Annotated in this window: 14 protein-coding genes; 4 read left to right on the plus strand and 10 right to left on the minus strand. The window is 46.6% G+C overall.

Annotated features, from left to right (window positions below; all coding sequences use genetic code 11):
- Nucleotides 1-29: 29 nt before the first annotated feature.
- The 3 genes from HXT41_RS03425 to HXT41_RS03435 form a co-directional block, all read right to left on the minus strand.
- Nucleotides 30-1,202: a class C sortase gene (locus HXT41_RS03425; RefSeq protein WP_421788820.1), complete on the minus strand. Its 1,173-nt coding sequence runs from the start codon at nt 1,200-1,202 to the stop codon at nt 30-32.
- Between the two features lie 458 nt (nt 1,203-1,660).
- Complete coding sequence (locus HXT41_RS03430; RefSeq protein ID WP_116994622.1) at nt 1,661-1,855, minus strand: hypothetical protein; 195 nt, start codon at nt 1,853-1,855, stop codon at nt 1,661-1,663.
- A 152-nt stretch (nt 1,856-2,007) separates the two neighbouring features.
- The gene (locus HXT41_RS03435) at nt 2,008-3,801 is read right to left on the minus strand and encodes a SpaH/EbpB family LPXTG-anchored major pilin (RefSeq protein WP_421788539.1); all 1,794 of its coding nucleotides are present in this window, start codon (nt 3,799-3,801) and stop codon (nt 2,008-2,010) included.
- A 364-nt stretch (nt 3,802-4,165) separates the two neighbouring features.
- Between HXT41_RS03435 and HXT41_RS03440 the strand changes: the two genes are divergently transcribed.
- Nucleotides 4,166-4,303 (plus strand): hypothetical protein, encoded by a 138-nt coding sequence (locus HXT41_RS03440; protein WP_196768816.1) that lies wholly within the window; start codon nt 4,166-4,168, stop codon nt 4,301-4,303.
- 331 nt (nt 4,304-4,634) lie between these two features.
- Here HXT41_RS03440 and HXT41_RS03445 read toward each other — a convergent pair whose 3' ends face one another.
- From HXT41_RS03445 to rpoB, 5 genes are all read right to left on the minus strand, one after another.
- On the minus strand, nt 4,635-4,961 hold the full coding sequence (locus HXT41_RS03445; protein WP_205411954.1) for a helix-turn-helix domain-containing protein: 327 nt from the start codon (nt 4,959-4,961) through the stop codon (nt 4,635-4,637).
- A 149-nt stretch (nt 4,962-5,110) separates the two neighbouring features.
- On the minus strand, nt 5,111-5,467 hold the full coding sequence (locus HXT41_RS03450; protein WP_004109288.1) for a type II toxin-antitoxin system RelE/ParE family toxin: 357 nt from the start codon (nt 5,465-5,467) through the stop codon (nt 5,111-5,113).
- Between the two features lie 232 nt (nt 5,468-5,699).
- Complete coding sequence (locus HXT41_RS03455) at nt 5,700-6,782, minus strand: ORF6N domain-containing protein (protein ID WP_033888475.1); 1,083 nt, start codon at nt 6,780-6,782, stop codon at nt 5,700-5,702.
- 668 nt (nt 6,783-7,450) lie between these two features.
- Complete coding sequence (locus tag HXT41_RS03460) at nt 7,451-11,470, minus strand: DNA-directed RNA polymerase subunit beta' (protein WP_103013812.1); 4,020 nt, start codon at nt 11,468-11,470, stop codon at nt 7,451-7,453.
- A 70-nt stretch (nt 11,471-11,540) separates the two neighbouring features.
- Nucleotides 11,541-15,089: a DNA-directed RNA polymerase subunit beta gene (gene rpoB / locus HXT41_RS03465; protein WP_033888523.1), complete on the minus strand. Its 3,549-nt coding sequence runs from the start codon at nt 15,087-15,089 to the stop codon at nt 11,541-11,543.
- A gap of 871 nt (nt 15,090-15,960) precedes the next feature.
- Between rpoB and HXT41_RS03470 the strand changes: the two genes are divergently transcribed.
- From HXT41_RS03470 to HXT41_RS03480, 3 genes are all read left to right on the plus strand, one after another.
- Nucleotides 15,961-16,662: a tRNA (cytidine(34)-2'-O)-methyltransferase gene (locus HXT41_RS03470; RefSeq protein WP_004109264.1), complete on the plus strand. Its 702-nt coding sequence runs from the start codon at nt 15,961-15,963 to the stop codon at nt 16,660-16,662.
- Between the two features lie 33 nt (nt 16,663-16,695).
- Nucleotides 16,696-17,691 (plus strand): A/G-specific adenine glycosylase, encoded by a 996-nt coding sequence (locus tag HXT41_RS03475; protein ID WP_103013911.1) that lies wholly within the window; start codon nt 16,696-16,698, stop codon nt 17,689-17,691.
- A gap of 114 nt (nt 17,692-17,805) precedes the next feature.
- Nucleotides 17,806-18,615, plus strand: a complete 810-nt coding sequence (locus tag HXT41_RS03480) for a hypothetical protein (RefSeq protein ID WP_219705480.1) — start codon at nt 17,806-17,808, stop codon at nt 18,613-18,615.
- A gap of 259 nt (nt 18,616-18,874) precedes the next feature.
- Here the strand turns inward: HXT41_RS03480 and HXT41_RS03485 are convergent, their stop codons facing one another.
- Complete coding sequence (locus tag HXT41_RS03485; protein ID WP_103013910.1) at nt 18,875-20,239, minus strand: PFL family protein; 1,365 nt, start codon at nt 20,237-20,239, stop codon at nt 18,875-18,877.
- A 38-nt stretch (nt 20,240-20,277) separates the two neighbouring features.
- Nucleotides 20,278-20,616 (minus strand): ACT domain-containing protein, encoded by a 339-nt coding sequence (locus HXT41_RS03490; RefSeq protein ID WP_102155642.1) that lies wholly within the window; start codon nt 20,614-20,616, stop codon nt 20,278-20,280.
- Nucleotides 20,617-20,621 lie beyond the last annotated feature (5 nt).

The raw sequence follows: 20,621 nt of genomic DNA on the forward strand, positions 1-20,621 counted from the left end.
AAGTTTTGTTATTGCCTATAAGCAATCGCTCATAAACCAAGGATGCTTATAAGCCAGTCGAAAGTCTTTTCGCTGTGACTGCCCCTCTTACGTTTCTTACGCGAGCTAGACTTTTTGACCTTCGGCCTCTTTTTTGACCGATTCGCAATCGCCCTAGCTTCCTCACGCGCAAGATCTTCTCTGCGTACAGCGCTATCTTTCGCGCTACTTAACTCTCTATCTTCTTCGCTACTTGCAGCACTACTTGCAGCACTACTTGACTCGCTATCTTTCGCACTATCTTTCGCACTATCTTTCGCACTATCTTCTTCGTCTTCCTTCTTTTTCTTCTTAACCGGCAGACCAGCCCACCAAACGTAGCCACCCACAACGCACAAGCTACCAAAGCAGCCCAAAACCCACCACGGGAATCGCGGAACATCCGGCTTCTTGCCACGAAGCGCCTTATCCGCCGCAGGCGTTGGCACAACTCGCTCACCAGTCACCAAAATGCGCTGCGTGTTAATGCCGAGCGGCGTGCAAGTAATAAGTGTCACCAAATCCTTGCCAGGAACAGCTGCAATCTTCTTCGTCTCATCAGGGTTCACAACGATTTTGTCAACTACCTTGTAGGTGAGAATCTCGTCGAAAACCTCAATTGTAAAAGTGTCACCTTTTCCAACTTCGTCCAGCCTTGTGAACATTTCCGCACTTGCCAAACCGCGATGCCCCGTAATCACAGAGCGCGTGCCCTTGCCGCCAACCGGAAGCGAAGTTCCACGCAAATGACCAAGACCTTTCAGAAGAGTGGCATCTTCTGTGCCGTGATACACAGGCAAATCAAGATCAATTTTTTTGATTCGCAAACGAGCCATCAACCCGTCGTCGTTCACTTTCAACTGATCCCAATAATCCTGACTCGCATCGGAAGTAACTCCGTGAGAAGTCGGTATGTTAGTATTTGCTTCGTAAATAGCACCCGACGAAAGCTGACTGTTATACTCACGAGCGCGGCGGAGCTGCTCATGCGGAGCAGGAACAGCATGAGTTATAAGCTTCGCGTACTCAGCAGCAACTTCCGACATGTGGTATTGGCTTAGCCACATGGCGGCGTGCGGATAAATAAGCGACGCAAACGATGCAAGCAACAGCAAAGCAGGGACTATGCAGGATTTAGAGAAGTGCCAGTTTTTGTCGTTGTTGCACGAGTTTATTTTCGATATTCTTGGGTATCGTCTATGAGTTTTGGCTGATGTTCTTGTTCTTTGGGCTTGATGAGGCTGGAAAATTTGTGTTTGCGCAAGCTCCCGTCCTTCGTCGCTTTGGCTGTTAAAGGCTTTACTGTCTGCTTTGTTCTTAAAAGAACGTAGCTTCCTCAGTCCTCTTTTATTGCTGAACACAATTTTTCCAGCCTCTCAACATACTAAATGCCAACACAAAACTCATAGACTCGTGCAAAAGTTACGCAACTGCGTGGTTTACTAAGTGCAACTAGAGTCGCGCAATTAAGCTGCGGATGGGTTGATGGTGAGTGTGTTTGATGTGATGTGCGCAGTAGCAATGACGCTAGTGTTCTTTAAGCAATAAATACTCAACGTCCGCAGAGCATTAATGCTAAAGTTCGCTAATCAATAAATAATCGACGTTTGCAAAGCATTGGCGCAAAGCTACAGAAGCAACTTCAGCAGAGCAAAACTGCAAAGCTACAAAACCACTTTTCGCAGAAGCATTGGCGCAAAGCTTCAGAATCTTCGTTTGCAAAGCAATGATGCAAAGCTACAGAAGCAACTTCAGCAGAGCACTGATGCAAAGCTTCGGAAACATTTGCTGAGGAATTTCCGGCGTTTGTTGTCGTTTTTGCGTTGTTTGGGAACATTTGCCGGAGAATTTCTTGCGTTTGCGTTACACCTGACCGCGCAGCTAATCCGCTCAAACCGGCTGCACAGCTTGTTTCGAAACCAAACTGCGCAACCGGCAGAGCAAATCAGCTGGAACAACCATCCAAGCAACTCAGCCAACGAGCGAGTTTTACTCTTGCTCCTGCTCCTTGCGACGCTTCATCACAACGTAGAAGAGCGTGCCAGCGATGCCAACAATGCCGCAAACTGTCAAAATCACCAAGCCGCGAGCACCGGTCATAGGCAAGTTGGCAAGAATCTTGTCGAGTTCGGTTGCCTGGGAGTTGACAATCTCGTGAGCGTTGTCATTATTAAGACCTGCTGCTGCCTGTTCTTTGGTTTCTACTTTAACCTCGTAGCAAGTTGGGGTTTCATTCAGTTTGAAGCCAGCAGGAGCCTTGGTCTCAACAACGCAGTAAATCTTGGAAGCAACATCGTTAGTACCAATGAACAAGTTTGCAGTGGTTACACCATTATCATCAGTTGCTTTAAGCTTGATAGCGTTGGCATCGTTTGTACCTTTATCAAGCTTTCCATCGATAGTTTCCTTAGTTACATTTTTACTTGAAACATCGGTAAACTTTGTACCTTCTTTAACTGGGTAAACAGTGAACTCTGCACCCTTTAATGGCTTCTTGCCCTTAGCTTTATCAGCAGCATCATTAACCTTGGTGATCTTCAAGGTAGCAAAATGCGAAGTACCGTGAGGGTTCTTATCGCACTTCTTCGGATCTTCCTTAGTTGGAACACATGGATGCTCCGGATCACCGTTATCACCAATCTTGCTGTCATCAATCCAGCCGTTAATCGAGTTGGTAACGTTCTTGGTATCCTTAGCAACCTTCGTCTTTAAAGTAACTTTCAGAACATAAGTACTTCTACTGAAATCTTCAGAGAGCGTCTTCAGCCTAGAGACAGAAAGACTAAACGTTACTTTTTTCTTATCGGTACCAGTCTCAACCTTGTAGTCAGTATTTTCGGTAAGAGATACATCACTTGCTGTAGAACCAGTCGCTTTCCCCTTCTTAACAAGCTTAACTTCAGCTAAGCTATCATACGTCAAACCTTCAGGAAGAGAATCGACGAATCCAATCTTCTTATAAGCTTTATTGTCAGAAGGAGGAGTCAAAGGCATAGAAATATCCCATGGGATAATAGCGTCTCCATCATCAGTATAAAGCTTGGTTGGAGTCTTTGGCGTCTTACGAGCAACGTCGTCACTGGTGTCGTTCTTTGGATACACATTGACGTCGTACAACCATTCCCATGTATTTGCAGTCTTGTGAGGCAAAGGCGTTGTGATGAAGAATGGATCAACCTTACCGGTAACAGTTACAGGCTTCCACGCTCCCTGAGCATCCTTAATTTGAGCACCCTTTGTGTCAGATTCTTCAACGTAGTAAAGCGATTCGGCAAGCTTATCAAACTTTGTGGAACCATCTTCACCAGTTGTTTGTTTTTTGCAATCAGTATCGACCGTTACGAATTTAGCATTATCACCTTTGAGGAATGAAGCTGCATTCTTCGTAGCAGAAGAAGGGTCAAGCTCCTGGATGTCTTTGATTTTCTTCCAGCCTTCAGCTGTAGACAAATCAATCTTCTTGGCATCAGCATCTTTGCCTTCCTTAAGAGTGACCTTGCAAACTTTGAACTCAACACCCTTAACTGGCTTCTTATCCTTAACAAGATTACTCTGATTAGATCCATCAGATCTAGTATCAGTTGCAGGACTTTGGTACTTGTGAATGGTTATAGAAGTACCATTGTCTTTTTTAGTATCATCGATGTTTCCAACATTTGCACCATCTTTACCCTGTTCACCATTCGCCCACGCTATGGATCCAGCGATGCAGCAGGTACCGAGCGTGCAGGAGGCAGCTACGAGTGCCACGGCGCGTTTTAACTTTGAAGTCTGTAGACGCATATTTCCTCTCTTCAATAAGTAAACTAATCGTCTTACATCTTTATTTAGGCTCAACAGCAGGTTACAAGCTAAACAAAAGGTTATGACATATTAACAATTGTGTCGTTATGACATACTGACAATTGCATTGACGACAGCATCAGTGCAAACACACAGATGCGAACGCAGAAATACAACTGCAAACTTTCATCATTTAGCTATTCTTCGCAAATTGTGCGATAACGCTCAACCGTGAGTACATATAATATTAATCGATATTTAGACGAAAAATGAGATGTAGTATAACACAGTCAAATGTTTATGTTTCTGAGCATCTACCCCCCCCCCCCGGTACAAAAATCGTTGAAAAACAACGGATTTGGGGGTGACAAATAACCAGCTCTTTTTGTTTTTTGCGTTTTTTATTTTTTCTCAAAACCCAAACCATCGGCGTGTCGCATTGCCCTTGCTTGAAGCTGCATTGCGTGCTTCAAGCAAGCTCAATGCGGTAGCGCTTGCATAATGCGGAAAGCCCACTGGGCTTTCCACGCGCGACGACCTGCTTGAGCGCAGCGATTTAGCGCGCGAAAGCAACTCGGAACGCCGAGCTTGCTCAGAGTTGAAAGCACGGTGTGCTTTCAACGCAAGCGAGGTCTACCTTCGTCTCGATTGACGAAGGCAGGACAGGTTCGTGTGGCTGTGCTTTAGAAATTATGTTGTGCTTTCCACGCAAGCGCGTACACGATTGTGCTTTCTTTATATTCCTAACGAAAAGTCAACCTGTCGGAATTTCCAACAAGTTCGTTTGGAAAGTACAAGGCAAGTTGAGCGCTAAATCGCAGCGCTAAAACACGTCAACGCGCATTCGGCACAAACTCAATCCTACAAGTCGCGTTCAAAGCATTTGCAATACGATTCAAAAGCGCAATAGTCGGATTCCTCGAACCATTTTCCAACCTGCTAATATCCGACTGACTTATACCCGTCTTCTCCGACAGCTCAGCCTGAGTCAAACCAGCCCTTTTTCTCGCCATCACAAGCGACATAGTCAAGTCTCTTTCCGGCTGAAGCGCATCATACTCTTTCTTGAACTCGGGATCCTTCATAAGCTCGTCCGTGAGTTCATGCAAATCATTCATTCGCGTTTCCTGCACTGCACGCGCTCCCTGCACTGCGCGCATTCGCCGCAACTCTTGCTTTCTCTGCATTACTCGTGTTCCCCGCACTACGTGCATTTCCTGCACTGCGCACGTTCGCAGCAACTCTTGCTTTCTCTGCATTACTCGCGTTCCTCGCACTACGCACGTTCCCTGCAACTCTTGCTTTTCCATCACAAGCCCATCTTTCTATTAAAATATTCAGCCCTTCTCTGCATAGCGACCAATATTTCACTACGCGGAGTTTTCTGCTGCTTTTTAACGAATCCGTTGGTGGCAACAATGATCTTATCCGCATCAAAAAAGTATAAAATACGCACTATGTTGCTACCTAAAATAGTGCGAAGCTCAAAAATATGGTTGCCAACATGCTTACTAAGCGGCTCCCTCGCATCGTTTCCCAACATCTCCAAGCGATGCAAATCAGAAACCACCTTCGCGCGCAACTTGACATCTAAACTTTTAATAAACTCGCGTACTGGCTTATCACCATCCTTATCACTGTAAAAAATCACATCAAACAATTCCACAACCCCCTGCTTATGTTATATATAGCATAATCGCTTGTATACATCTTGTCAAAACAAGCAACCAGCAACCCTAACGCAGAAACAGTACTGCGCCAGTGTCCCAAAACAAGCAAAATCAGACACTAACGCAGAAAACACGCGCTCTCTAATTTGCAGTAATTAAAAAGACGATAGATTTTCGCTTCTACCGCCTTTTAAAGTTCATACAACTTCCTACTTTGCTCTTTGTGTATTAAATTTTCAAATTCTTATTGTTTAACATTCCAGCAAACATTGTATGATACATATCCTTAGATGATTCTTCTATTTGAGTAATACTTGATATTTTATTTCCCGCATCCTTTGATGATGCTCCACAAAGATAAAAGACTTCATTTTCTGTCCCAAAATCTAGTGCAATATATTTATCGTGGTATTTTTTATCGGATACCTTCAGATTCAGGTCTATATTAGGATAATCTTTTCTAAAATCATCTAAAATATTTTTTGTAAGCATATCTTTATTTCTTACATTATCGCTAAAAACTATGATTTGTATGTTATCTCTTGCAGCCCTTAAAAGTTCCAAAGTTTTAAGCCCTATATAGTTATCTATAACATAAATGCTTTTCTTTGCTGACTTATATATTTTTGTATAGGCAACATCTGCTTCTATCTTATCTCCATTCAGCAAAAGAAAATGCTTGTAGGTGTTACTATCTATAAAATTATCCATTACCTTTTTCAAATCTTCTTTTGTTGCCAAAGTGCTAATTTTATCGTTTATATTTGCTATTTCTTTTGAATGCTGCATTATATCATTTGTATTTTGGCTTGTTTGCAATAACAGTTGCGTCATTTCTTTTGAACTAAGAAAGTCTCTATTTTCAACAATGAAGTCTTTCATCTGCTTGAACATTCGTATTAAAGCCTTGCTCTGTTTAACTGCCAGTTCTCCCCTTAATACAGTCATAAGCATATAGATGCCCTGTTCTGTGAAAACATATGGCTTGTATTTAATGTTACTGCCTCTGCCTTGCGCTTTGTTCAAGGTCGCAAAATGCGACCTTGAAAGTTCATATACTTGCCCATCGTTCAAGGTGCCAAAACGGTACCTTGAAAGTTCATATACTTCTTCACCGGTTAATTGAAACATAAAATCGTCATCAAATTTTTCAATATTCCTTTTAACCTGTTCGTTAAATCTTTTTGTAGAGTATCCATAAATTTCAGCTAAATCCGAATCAAGCATAACTTTTTGATTTCTTATATAGTGAATCTTACTTTTAATCGTAGTTTCATCTATTATCACAATCTCTTTCTTCTCTTCTGCCATAATGCCCCCAACATTATCTAAATATCTTTCCCAATACGCCACGTACTGCGTAACTTTTACTGCGTAACTTTTTTAAATCAACTGCGCCAGCAACAAATAAACAACATCGTGCGTAGATTTATTAGTTTTTGAGCTGAATTAATAGGTAGGATGCATCTATGCTCTATTTCAGCGTCTCTTATCATACGTATCATTTCGTTGTTAGTTTTAGGCATACTACTGAAGTTATTTGAGAATACGATGAATAGACAATAAATTTATAACATTGTGGTTAAAAGGTGTTGTAGTACGATTCATGTGTTACTCATGCAGTAAGCCGACTGCGCCAGTGTCCGAAAGTAGGCAAAATCAGACACGCACGCAGAAACAGTACTGCACTAGTGTCCCAAAACAAGCAAAATCAGACACGCACGCAGTTAATGCTCGCGCAGATTGCGCGCTCGCTTGCGAAACTCGCGTTGAAAGCACACTGTGCTTTCAACTTAAGCGAGTTTCCGCTCCGAATTGCTTTCGCGCGCTACGCTCTATGCGCGAAAGCAGGTCGTCACGCTGCCCAGTAACGAAAAAACGGCATTATACGTTATTAACGCAGAAAGCATACTGTGCCAGTAACAAAAAGGAGCTTCAAGCCCGAAAGCTTGAAGCCCCATTTTTATATCAGACTAGCGTCACTCAGCTTCGTCGCCATAATCACCCTGACCACCCTGATCATCAAGGTAATCATCTGGATTAAAGTCGTCGCCGAGCTTCATGTCGCCAAAATCAATGTTGGAGAAGTCAACATCGCCCATATCGCTCTCACCGAAGTTCGAAGGCGTGCTATCTGCACCACCCAAACCAAAGTTCGGATAAATAGAGTCACGCACCTGAGGATCCGGCTCCACGTTAGCGTTGCGGTAACGCGCCAAACCGGTACCAGCTGGGATGAGCTTACCGATAATCACGTTCTCCTTCAAGCCCTTGAGGTCATCTTCCTTCTGGCTTAAGGCGGCCTCAGTAAGCACGCGCGTAGTCTCCTGGAACGATGCTGCAGAAAGCCAAGAATCCGTAGCCAAAGAAGCCTTGGTAATACCCATAAGCTCTGGTCGACCAGCAGCAGGCTTGCCACCGTTCTTAACGGCAGCCAAGTTTGCCTCACGGAACTTTGCCTGATCCACAAGCTCACCTGGAAGAAGATCCGTATCGCCAGAATCGATCACCGTAATACGGCGAAGCATCTGGTGCACAATAACTTCAATGTGCTTGTCGTGAATATCAACGCCCTGAGAACGGTAAACGTTGTGAACTTCTTCCACAATATTCACCTGAGCTGCGCGCGGACCAAGGATTCGCAAAATCTTCTTAGGATCCACAGAACCCTCAATCAGCTGCGTACCAACGTCAACATGCTCGCCATCCTTTACCAGCATTGGCGCACGACGCGTCACAGGGTAAACGATTGGCTCAACCGTAGTGTCGTCTGGAGTCAAAGTCACCTGACGACCATGGTCAGTATCCTCAACCTTCACAACGCCTGGGAACTCAGCGATTGGAGCCTCACCCTTAGGAGTACGAGCCTCGAAAAGCTCCGTAACACGAGGAAGACCCTGAGTAATATCAGAAGCCGAAGCGACGCCACCAGAGTGGAAGGAACGAAGCGTAAGCTGCGTACCAGGCTCACCAATGGACTGTGCTGCAACAATACCAACAGCCTCGCCAACATCCACGAGTCGGCTCGTAGCCAAGGACCATCCGTAGCACTTTGCGCAAACGCCGCGCTTAGATTCGCAAGTAAGCACAGAACGCGCCTTAACTTCCTCAACGCCGTGCGCAACCAAATCGCGCAAAACGTCCATAGAAAGCGCATCTCCGCACTTTGCCAAAACTGTAGTGCCGTCAGCAGGATCGAGCACGTCTGCAGCAAGCAAGCGCGAGTATGGACCGCCATCAGCAGCCTTAACAAGCGTCAAATTGCCGTTTTCGTCGCGATCAGCAATCTTCATCATAAGACCGCGCTTAGTGCCACAATCTTCTTCGCGAACGATTACTTCCTGCGAAACGTCCACAAGACGACGAGTCAAGTAGCCAGATTCTGCCGTACGAAGTGCGGTATCTGCCAGGCCCTTACGAGCGCCGTGCTGGGAGATGAAGTACTCCAACACAGACAAGCCGTCGCGGTAGTTTGACTTAACAGGTCGAGGAATAATCTCGCCCTTAGGGTTTGCCACGAGGCCTCGCATACCAGCAATCTGGCGAATCTGCATCCAGTTACCACGTGCGCCTGACTGAACCATGATGTTCACGTTGTTGTCGTCGTGGAAGTTTTCGCGCATTGCGTCTGCAACCTTGTCGGTGCATTCAGTCCACAAGTTAATCAACTCTTGACGACGTTCTTCGTCGGTAAGAAGACCCATATCGTACTGGGAGTTGATTTTTGCAGCCTGATCCTCGTAATCTTGCGCGATTTGTTCGCGATTTGGAGGAAGCACAATGTCGGAGAATGCCATCGTTACGCCAGACCAAGGAGCGCGAGTAAAGCCGAGATCCTTCAAAGCGTCGAGTGTTGCTGCAACTTGAGCTGTAGAATAGCGGGTTGCAATTTCGTCGACGATCTTAGAAAGTACGCCCTTTGGCACCTGCTCGTTTACGAACGGATAGTCGACTGGCAAAGTTCCGTTGAACAAAATGCGTCCGCAAGAAGTTGCAAACAGTACAGTTCCGTCCTTAAAACGCTCTTCGCGCACAACGTCCGGGCTGCCTGGCTCAGGGTCGACAACCTTAAGCTCAGCAGGCTCCCAATTCTTTGGCAATACGAAGTCTGCAGGAACTCGAATCAGCACCTTAGCTTGCATGTCAATCTCATGCTTGTCGAGAGCCATTTCAGCTTCAGCAAGCGAGGAGAAAATACGACCCTGACCCTTTGCTCCGTCAATTACGGTAGACAAGTAGTAAAGACCCAGAATCATATCCTGAGAAGGCATTGTAACGGTGTGACCGTCTGCTGGCTTCAAGATATTGTCGGAAGCCATCATCAAAGTGCGTGCTTCGGCTTGAGCTTCTGCAGAAAGCGGAAGATGCACTGCCATCTGGTCACCATCGAAGTCTGCGTTGAATGCTGCGCAGGCAAGTGGTGGCAGGTGGATTGCTTTACCTTCAACCAAAATTGGCTCAAATGCTTGAATACCCAAGCGGTGAAGTGTAGGTGCGCGGTTAAGAAGCACAGGATGCTCGGAAATAACTTCCTCCAAGACGCCCCAAACTTCGGAGTCGCCGCGGTCAACCAAACGCTTTGCGCTCTTCATATTCTGAGCAAAGCCCTGATCTACCAAACGCTTAATAACGAACGGCTTAAACAGCTCCAATGCCATTGGCTTTGGCAAACCGCACTGATGCATGCGAAGACTTGGACCAACGACGATTACGGAACGGCCGGAGTAATCAACACGCTTACCGAGCAAGTTCTGACGGAATCGACCTTGCTTACCCTTAAGCATGTCGGAAAGCGACTTTAATGGTCGGTTGGATGCGCCGGTTACTGGGCGTCCGCGGCGACCGTTGTCGAAGAGCGAATCGACTGCTTCCTGAAGCATGCGCTTTTCGTTATTAAGCATGATTTCAGGAGCGCCGAGCTCAATAAGTCGCTTCAAACGGTTGTTACGGTTGATTACGCGACGGTACAAATCGTTCAAATCGGAAGTTGCAAAACGACCACCATCGAGCTGAACCATTGGTCGCAAATCTGGTGGGATTACTGGAATTACGTCCAAAACCATAGCTTCTGGCTTGTTTCCAGTAGTCAAGAATGCGTTTACAACCTTCAGTCGCTTCAAAGCGCGAGCCTTGCGCTGACCGGTTCCGTTGTCGATTTCTGCGCGAAGCTCCTCTGCGGCAGACTTCAAATCGAAGTCCTGCAAACGCTTCTTAATAGCTTCAGCACCCATGCAGCCTTCGAAGTAGTCACCGTAGCGATCTTCCATCTCGCGCCACAAGTCAACGTCGCCTTCCATGTCTCCGGCACGCAAGCCCTTGAAGCGGTCGAACACGGCATTCAAACGCTGAATCTGCTCGTCGTAACGGGTGCGAATAGCAGACATTTCGCGTTCTGCACTAGCGCGCAGCTTAGATTTTGCAGCACCTTTGCTTTCGCCAGATTCTTCCAGCTCGTGCAAGTCTTCTTCAACTTTCTTTGCGCGCGCTTCAATTTCGTTATCGCGGCGCTTGCGAAGGTTGCCGATTTCGGTATCGAATTCGTCTTGCAAATCTGGAAGATCTTGATGACGCTGTTCTTCGTCGACTTTCGTAACCATGTAGGCTGCGAAGTAGATTACTTTTTCAAGATCCTTAGGTGCAATGTCGAGCAAGTAGCCCAAACGGCTTGGCACACCCTTGAAGAACCAAATGTGCGTTACCGGAGCTGCAAGCTCAATATGACCCATGCGTTCGCGGCGAACGCGGCTGCGGGTAACTTCCACGCCGCATCGCTCGCACACGATTCCCTTAAAGCGCACGCGCTTATACTTACCACACGCGCACTCCCAATCGCGAGTTGGACCGAAGATCTGCTCACCGAACAGACCGTCCTTCTCTGGCTTTAGGGTACGGTAATTAATGGTTTCTGGCTTCTTTACTTCGCCGTGGCTCCAGCTACGGATATCTTCGGCGGTGGCCAGTCCAATCCTCAGTTTGTCAAATGCGTTGACGTCCAGCACTCTTATCGTCCTGTCTCATGAAATTGTTTTCTAATGTTTCTTAATTTCTTAAAGTGTGTTCGTTACCGAATCACTGGTATTCAGGTTCAACAGCAATCTGATCTTCCTTGGCGGACGAATCTGGTCGAGCGCCAATATTGAAGCCAAGATCGTCGGAAGATGAAACTGGGTCGTCCTCTTCATCCTTCATGTCGATTGCAACGCCTTCAGCGTTCAACACTTCAACATTAAGGGAAAGCGACTGCATTTCCTTAAGCAACACCTTGAAGGATTCAGGAATGCCAGCTGGTGGCAGGTTATCGCCCTTGACGATAGCACCATACACGCGCACGCGACCGTCGACGTCATCAGACTTCGTAGTCATCATTTCGTGCAATGTGTAAGCAGCACCATAAGCCTCGAGCGCCCACACTTCCATTTCGCCGAAGCGCTGACCGCCGAACTGAGCCTTACCACCCAACGGCTGCTGGGTAATCATGGAGTAAGGACCAGTGGAACGTGCATGAATCTTATCATCAACCAAGTGATGCAGCTTCAAAATGTACATGTAGCCCACAGAAATTGGCTTCGGGAATGGCTCACCAGTACGACCGTCGAATAAGGTTGCCTTACCGTCGGAGCCAACAAGCTTGTCACCATCGCGATTTGCGAGTGTTGTAGAAAGCAAGCCCTTCAAAGTTTCTGGGCGCACGCCGTCGAATACTGGTGTTGCAACTGGAGTGCATGGATCGCCATGCTCAGCACCTTGCGGCACGTACTTCTTCCAAGCTGCTTCCAAATCTGGATCCAAGTTAATATCCCAGCCAGCGTGAGCAATCCAGCCCAAGTGAAGCTCGAGCACCTGACCCAAGTTCATTCGAGAAGGCACGCCCAACGGGTTAAGCATGATGTCAACTGGAGTACCATCAGCCAAGAATGGCATATCTTCTTCTGGCAAAATGCGGGAAATAACACCCTTGTTGCCGTGACGACCGGAAAGCTTATCGCCTTGCGTAATCTTACGATGCTGAGCAATGTAAACGCGAATCATTTGGTTCACGCCGTTTGGAAGCTCGTCACCGTCGTCTTCAGCGTCTTCACGAGTGATTTCCTTAACTGCAATCACAGTACCAGTCTCACCGTGTGGCACGCGCAAAGAAGTATCGCGCACTTCGCGGCTCTTTTCACCGAAGATTGCACGAAGCAAACGCTCTTCTGGAGTAAGCTCGGTTTCGCCCTTAGGAGTTACCTTACCAACCAAAATATCGCCGGCTTCGACTTCAGCGCCGATGCGAATAATGCCGCGCTCGTCAAGATTTGCAATCGCATCTTCACCAACGTTTGGCAAGTCACGAGTAATCTCTTCGGAACCAAGCTTGGTTTCACGAGCGTCGATTTCGTATTCTTCAATGTGAATAGAAGAAAGCGTATCGTCTTGCACAAGACGCTGGGAAATAATCACAGCATCCTCGTAGTTGTAACCGTTCCAAGGCATGAATGCAACGAGCAAGTTCTTACCCAATGCAAGTTCGCCCTTTTCGGTTGCAGGACCGTCTGCCAAAACAGTACCAGCTTCAACACGCTCGCCATCTTTAATAAGCGGCACTTGGTTGTAGCAAGTAGTCTGGTTAGAACGCTGGAACTTTGAAAGCTTGTAGCTGGACTGAGTTCCATCGTCGTTCATAACGCGAATAATATCTGCAGAAACGTAAGTTACTACGCCCGGCTTTTCAGCCAAGATTACGTCGCCAGAATCAACTGCTGCACGCCATTCAGAACCGGTACCAACAAGTGGTCGCTCCGACTTAATAAGCGGCACAGCCTGACGCTGCATGTTCGTACCCATCAATGCACGGTGACCTTCATCGTGCTCCAAGAATGGAATCAAGGAAGCACCAAGGGAAACCATCTGACGTGGGGAAACATCCATGTAATCTACAGTGCTTACAGGCACATCGACTGCTTCTTCTTCGTCCACGCGAGCAAGTGCTTGAGTGCCAACGAAGTTGCCGTTTTCGTCGAGTTCCTGGTTTGCTTGAGCAATAACGTGCTCGGCTTCGCGGTCTGCAGTCATGTATTCAACTTCGTTAGTTACGTGACCATTCACAACCTTGCGGTATGGGGTTTCGATGAAGCCGAATGGGTTGATGCGTCCGAAGGTTGCCAAAGAACCGATAAGACCGATGTTTGGACCTTCTGGGGATTCGATTGGGCACATACGTCCGAAGTGGGATGGGTGCACGTCTCGAACTTCCATAGAAGCGCGATCGCGAGAAAGACCACCAGGACCAAGTGCGGAAAGACGACGCTTGTTCGTAACTCCTGCCAAAGGATTGTTTTGATCCATAAACTGGCTGAGCTGGGAAGTTCCGAAGAATTCCTTAATAGTTGCGTTTACTGGACGAATGTTAATCAAGGACTGAGGAGTAATTGCCTCTGCATCCTGAGTTGTCATACGTTCGCGCACAACGCGCTCCATGCGGCTTAAGCCGGTACGAAGCTGATTCTGCACAAGCTCGCCAACCTGACGAATACGACGGTTGCCGAAATGATCGATATCGTCAACGTCAACGCGCAACTGCACGTCTTGACCGTCGCGCTTACCTGGGAAGGTTTTTTCGCCGGAATGCAACGTTACCAAGTACTTAATAGTTGCGATAATATCTTCGCGGTTCAAGCTACGATCGCTGTAATCTGCTTCAATACCGAGCTTGCGGTTGATCTTATAGCGACCAACGCGAGCCAAATCGTAACGCTTTGTGTTGAAGTAGAAGGAATCGAGAAGGTTGCGACCAGCTTCTGGAGTTGCAGTATCTGCAGGGCGAATCTTACGGTACAAATCGGTAAGTGCATCGTCTTGCGTTTCGATAGGCTCTTTTGCGAGCGCATCCAAAACAAGTGGGTATCCTTGGAAAGCATCGGCAATTTCGTCTTTCGTCATGCCAATAGCCATAAGGAATACGATTGCAGACTGCTTACGCTTGCGGTCAACGCGAACGCCTAAAACGTCACGCTTGTCGATCTCAAATTCCAGCCATGCACCGCGGCTTGGAATAATCTTCGCACCGAAAACATCCTTGTCGGAAGTGCGATCCTGCGTGCGATCAAAATACACGCCTGGAGAGCGCACAAGCTGCGAAACAATTACTCGCTCGGTGCCGCCAATAATAAAAGTACCGTGTGGAGTTTGAAGTGGGAAATCACCCATGAAAACAGTTTGGCTCTTAATTTCACCAGTTTCGCCGTTTTCAAACTCAGCATTCACATAAAGTGGAGCAGAATAGGTGTAATCCTTTTCCTTGCACTCGAGCACAGTGTGGCGTGGCTCTTCAAAGTATGGATCAGAGAATGTGAGACTCATTGTCTCAGCAAAGTTCTCAATTGGGGAAATCTCCTGGAAGACTTCATCGAGACCAGAAACATGAGGCACGGTGTGAGTTCCGTTTGCTTCATCTTCTGCAACGCGCTTCTTCCAGCGTTCAGAGCCGATCAACCAATCAAAGCTGTCGGTTTGCACGCCGAGGAGGTATGGCACATCAATAGGCTCACAAATGGAGCCAAAATTCACACGATCTGACGCTTTATGCAACTTAATATCATGTTCGTCAGCACGTGCGATGACTTTCGTGGTGCTCGTCATAGCTTGTTCAGCAGCCAATGGACGTTCCTTTATCACTCGCTAGTTAACTATTTAATCTTTGAAAAACTAAAGAAAATCGCGGCAAACGAAACTGCCAAATAAGCAAGTTGCGATGCGCGGGCGCCTTCTTCGGTTCCATGAGCATGCCCGCTATATGACACACCTTACACAGAACCTCTACTTTACCAAAAACTAAAGACTTCCTTATTAATAAAAAAAGTCCGCTCTAGCGCTTGCAATTTCTGGGATGCTTAATATTCTCTACTTCAGTGGAACGAATATTCGTGTGGTGAGATTTGAGATTTTTCGCACTGAGCGAGGCGAACGTCAGAGCCGCAGGCTGCTGATTCGCCAAGCGAAGAAGAAAAATCGAAAAATCTCTGCGATAAGGCACGGTTATTAACGATTAAACACGCAGAGTTTGGGGGATTTCTTTACGAGCACTAAAAGAGGACTGCGCATTGACTTGCCGGAGCGCTTAAAGCCGTAGTGCGCAGAGGCACTTCAATGCGGAAACTCGCTAAAGTTGGAAGTCCAGTGGACTTCCAACGCGAGTTTCGCAAGCGAGCGTAATAAAACGCGAGCGTATCGTTAAAAAACGTTTAAGAATAAAGCGCACGAAAGAACGCTCACGCGCACAGCGCGCTCGCTACTGAGCTTGCGTTGAAAGCACACCGTGCTTTCAACTTGAGCAAGCTCACGCTCCGAGTTGCTTTCGCGCGCACAATGCTGCGCTCAAGCAGGTCGTAGCACATGCGAGGAGAGAAATCCCCCAAAACTCGCGCCACGGCAAACGATACAAGTTGCGAGTAAACTAAATACGTTACGATTACGAAGTTACGTAAAGATACTTAAAAAGCTAAGGAATAGCATGAATAACAGCGAGAATACGCAAGAAGCAGCAGCCAAAACCAAAAAGCAAACCGAAGCACAAACCGAAGCACACAAAGCAGCAGCAAGCCGCGTAGAGCAAATGTACGAGTACGGCTACCGCAAATCAAATTATGGCCCAGACGAGCTTGTAACCGATGCTCACGGAAATCCAATTAGCGTTATGGACGCAATGCTCAGTGCCGACGATGCCGCGCGCGCAGAAACGCACACTCCTCACCTTTGCTTCTACTCCCCTCGTATTCCAGGAAATACAGGTTCCGCAATTCGACTTTGCGCTGTAACTGGCACTATTTTGCATTTGGTTGAGCCGCTTGGTTTTAATTTGCACGATACTAAATTACGTCGCGCAGGCTTGGATTATCACGATATGGCTCACGTTGTTTTGCACCCGAATTTTGAGAATTTAGTTGAGTCAATGCCAAATTCGCGAATTATTGCGTTTACTGCGAATGCTACGAAACTTTACACTGAAATTGAATATAAGCCGAACGATATTCTGCTTTTTGGACCAGAACCAGGAGATATTCCTGATCCAATGGATGTTATGGCAGGCCCGCACGTGGCAGAGCAGGTGCGTCTTCCTATGCGCCCGTCACTTCGTAGTTTGAATCTTACAAATTGCGCTTCTATTGCAGTGTATGAAGCGTGGAGGCAACTCGGTTTTACAGGCGGAAAGTAATCACAAAAGTATACGACGTTTACATAATTAAGCATGCAACAAGATTCACAATCTCTCCCCGAAGAACATCTCACCGAAGAAACTTCTCAGCCATTGCGCGAATTGGCAACACTTACGCGCGATAATGTTGCACTTTTTTGGCATAGTTGCGCACGCGATTTGCCTTGGAGGTTTGGGCACACTACCCCTTGGGGTGTGCTTGTGTGTGAAGTAATGAGCCAGCAAACGCAAATGAGCCGTGTTGTACCCTATTGGCTCACTTGGATGCAAACTTGGCCAGATGCACAATCACTAGCTCACGCTACGAGTGCTGAAATTATTACAGCTTGGGGTCGCCTCGGCTACCCTCGACGCGCGTTACGTTTACAATCTTGTGCTCAAGTTGTAGCAACAAGATATCGCAATAAGCTGCCATGCACCTATGAAGAACTTATTGCCTTGCCAGGTGTAGGCGATTACACAGCAAGTGCAATACTCAGCTTTGCTTATGGCAAGCACATTGCGGTGATTGATACAAATATTCGCCGCGTACTTATGCGCGCTTTTACTGGAACTGAATCGCATGGTGGCAGCACAACGCAATCTGACCGCGAGCTTGCTGCCGCAGTATTGCCAGAAGATAATCATGTTACTACTGCCACTGCTAACGCTACTAACACCACCAACACTACCTGCACTTCATCCGTTTGGAATCAGGCAATTATGGAAATTGGTGCTACCATTTGCACAGCACGATCTCCGCAATGCACTGCATGTCCTTTGCAAACATGGTGCCGTTTCAAAGCTGCTGGATTTCCAGGTCTTGGCCGCCATACCCGCCCCCAGCAGCATTTTGCCGGCACTAATCGGCAAGTGCGCGGCATTATTTTGCAGGCATTGCGTGAAGCACATAAAAAACAGCAGGTATTGCAACGTTGCGAGATCAACAATTTATGGTCGAATCAAACACAACTTGGCGAATGCATTGCTTCGCTCGATCATGACAGTCTTATCACTATATTGCCAGATGGCACTTTAACATTACCTTAAGTAACTAACTCATTACGCTGCTTTTGTAACTCTTTAATTAACAGCTTAATTACTTTGTATGAGAGTCTACCTTGTGTAGTGAGTACAGTTCATCTCATCGACTTATGTATTACAATGGTAAATATGTCAATGCCAACTACGTCACCACGTGAGCCGCATCGCAATGCGAGTGCAACATCGGTTCGCAACCCGATGCGCAAACCCGTGCGTAAGACCGTACGTAACATGAGCGCAGCAAAACGAAGAATGTATCGTCGTCGCAGAATTGTTGTCGGTATTGCTTTGTTGCTTTTGATTATGTTGGCAATATTTTGTGTTATTAGCTTGAGCAAGGGTATTGCCGCTATTAGTAAAGCGATTGCTGGTCATGAAGTTACCATTGTTCGTCATTCAGTGCCAGACCCCCGTCCTGTTGGATTAACACCTCATTGCACTGATAAAGATATTCGTCTTGAGCTTTCTACTAAGTCACAAACTGTTCCTATGGGCGGTAGTGTTGAGTTGACAGAACGATTTGTGCACGAAGGAAACTCTTCTTGCCTTATTGACGCATCGGATATGAATGCTGTTCTAACTATTAATAGTAGTGAAGAAGTTACGCAAGGTAAGCAAGAAACTAAAGATAATAAAAAGAAAGATAATAAAGACAACAAAGACTTTAAAGACGCAAGTAAGAGCGTTGACTACTTATCACATGCAGTATGGCGTTCTGATAGTTGTGACACTGCATTAAAGCCGCTGCTTATGGCGAAGGGTGATCATTTCGAAAAGAAAATCACTTGGAATACCAATACTACCGTCGGAAAAGGCTGTGTTGCAGATGACGATTTACCGAAGGTGGATCGCGGCACATACGTTGCGCGGCTTGAGCATAAGCGCGTGCCAGGGCTTCACAGCGAGCCAGTGATCATTAATGTGCAGTAGGATTTATGCGTGCGACGACCTGCCGAAGCGCTGCGCTCGTTTTTGTGGACTTATGTGGGGTGTAAGTCCCCAATTGCGCGCATGTTCTCCGGCATTTGCGCTGACGACTGCACCAGTAACGAAAAAACGGTGACGCTCGCGCGGGTAACGCGCTCGCTACGAAACTCGCGTTGGAAGTCCCCCGGACTTCCAACTTAAGCGAGTTTCCGCTTTGAAGGAGCTTGAAATCCTGTGATTTCAAGCTCGGTCAAAGCGCACGCTAATTCTTGAAGCTGTGTACTGGAGCAGGAATACGTCCACCGCGAGTTACGAAAGCTTCGCAGCTTGTTTGGTTTACTGGCATAATCGGCGCATATCCCATTAATCCGCCGAAGTTCGCCATTTCGCCTACACCTTTTCCAATTACTGGAATAATTCGCACAGCGGTAGTTTTTTGATTAATCATGCCGATTGCAGATTCATCCGCAATCATGCCAGAAATCGTTGCAGCGGAAGTGTTTCCAGGAATTGCAATCATGTCAAGACCGACTGAGCAAACGCAAGTCATTGCTTCAAGCTTTTCAATAGTCAAGCAGCCAGACTTCGCAGCAGCAATCATATTTGCATCTTCCGAAACGGGTATAAACGCTCCAGAAAGACCGCCAACATAGCTACTTGCCATAATGCCGCCCTTCTTAACTTGATCGTTCAGCATAGCGAGCGCTGCAGTTGTGCCGGGAGCACCAACCTGATCCAAACCGATTTTCTCAAGCACTTCGCCAACAGAATCGCCAACTGCAGGAGTTGGAGCAAGCGACAAGTCTATAATTCCAAACGGCACACCAAGCCTGCGAGAAGCCTCTTGCGCAACCAACTGACCTACGCGAGTAATTTTAAACGCAGTGCGTTTAATAGTTTCGCACAGAAAAGCAAAGTCTTTTCCTCTAGCAGCATCGAGTGCACTCGAAACAACGCCAGGACCAGACACGCCAACATTGATCACAGCATCGCCTTCAGTTACACCATGGAAGCCGCCTGCCATGAACGGATTGTCGTCCGGAGCATTGCAAAAAGCCACGAATTTAACGCAACCGTAAGAATCGTTTCCAGCTGTAGCTTCAGCAATCTTTTTAATCGTACGTCCGAGCAGCTCTACGCAATCCATGTCTATACCGGTTCGTGTTGAGCCAACATTCACAGACGAGCACACAATTTCCGTCTCGCTTAAGGCTTGCGGAAGCGACTCAATAAGCATGCGGTCTGCTGCAGTCATCGACTTTGCAGGAAGCGCAGAATACCCACCAATTAAATCAACTCCAACAGTGTGTGCTGCTCTGTCTAATGCGTGCGCAATTTGCACAAAATCTTCAGACTTTTTACAAGATGACGCTCCAACAAGCGAAATCGGAGTTACAGTAATTCGCTTGTTTACAATTGGAATTCCGTAGTCGCGCGAAATATCGTTACCGGTTTTTACTAAATCTTTCGCAAGACGTGTGATTTTTGCTTCAACTTTACAACAAACGTCCTGCACGTTTTCGCAAGCGCAATCTAGTAGGTTGATTCCCATGGTGATTGTGCGAACGTCGAGCTGTTCTTGCTCAATCATCGAATTAGTTTCGCTTACTTCCATCAGGTTGAGCATTATGTACTTCCTTACGTTTACTTAGATTGCTGCGGATTTTAGATTCTGTGCATTGCAGTGAAAATATTGCTACGCTGGCAGCGAATACGCACGCCAATTTCGTCTCCTAGCGTTTCTAATCCTGCAGCAAAATTGCCAAATTCGCAATCAACAGTAGACACGTCAACAATCATCATCATGTTGAAGAATCCGTCGACAATTGTTTGAGAAATATTCAAAATATTTACATTATGCTCGGCAGCATGTGAAGTAACTTTTGCAATAATACCAACGGTATCGCAGCCGACAACGGTAATAATCGCCCTGAAAGCATCAGATTGCAACGCTTCTTGCGATTCATTATTCTCTGCAACTGCTGTTGTGTTATTGGCGACCATATTTG

The sequence above is a fragment of the Gardnerella sp. DNF01189 genome, assembly GCF_049244195.1.
In the GTDB taxonomy this organism is placed as follows: domain Bacteria; phylum Actinomycetota; class Actinomycetes; order Actinomycetales; family Bifidobacteriaceae; genus Bifidobacterium; species Bifidobacterium swidsinskii.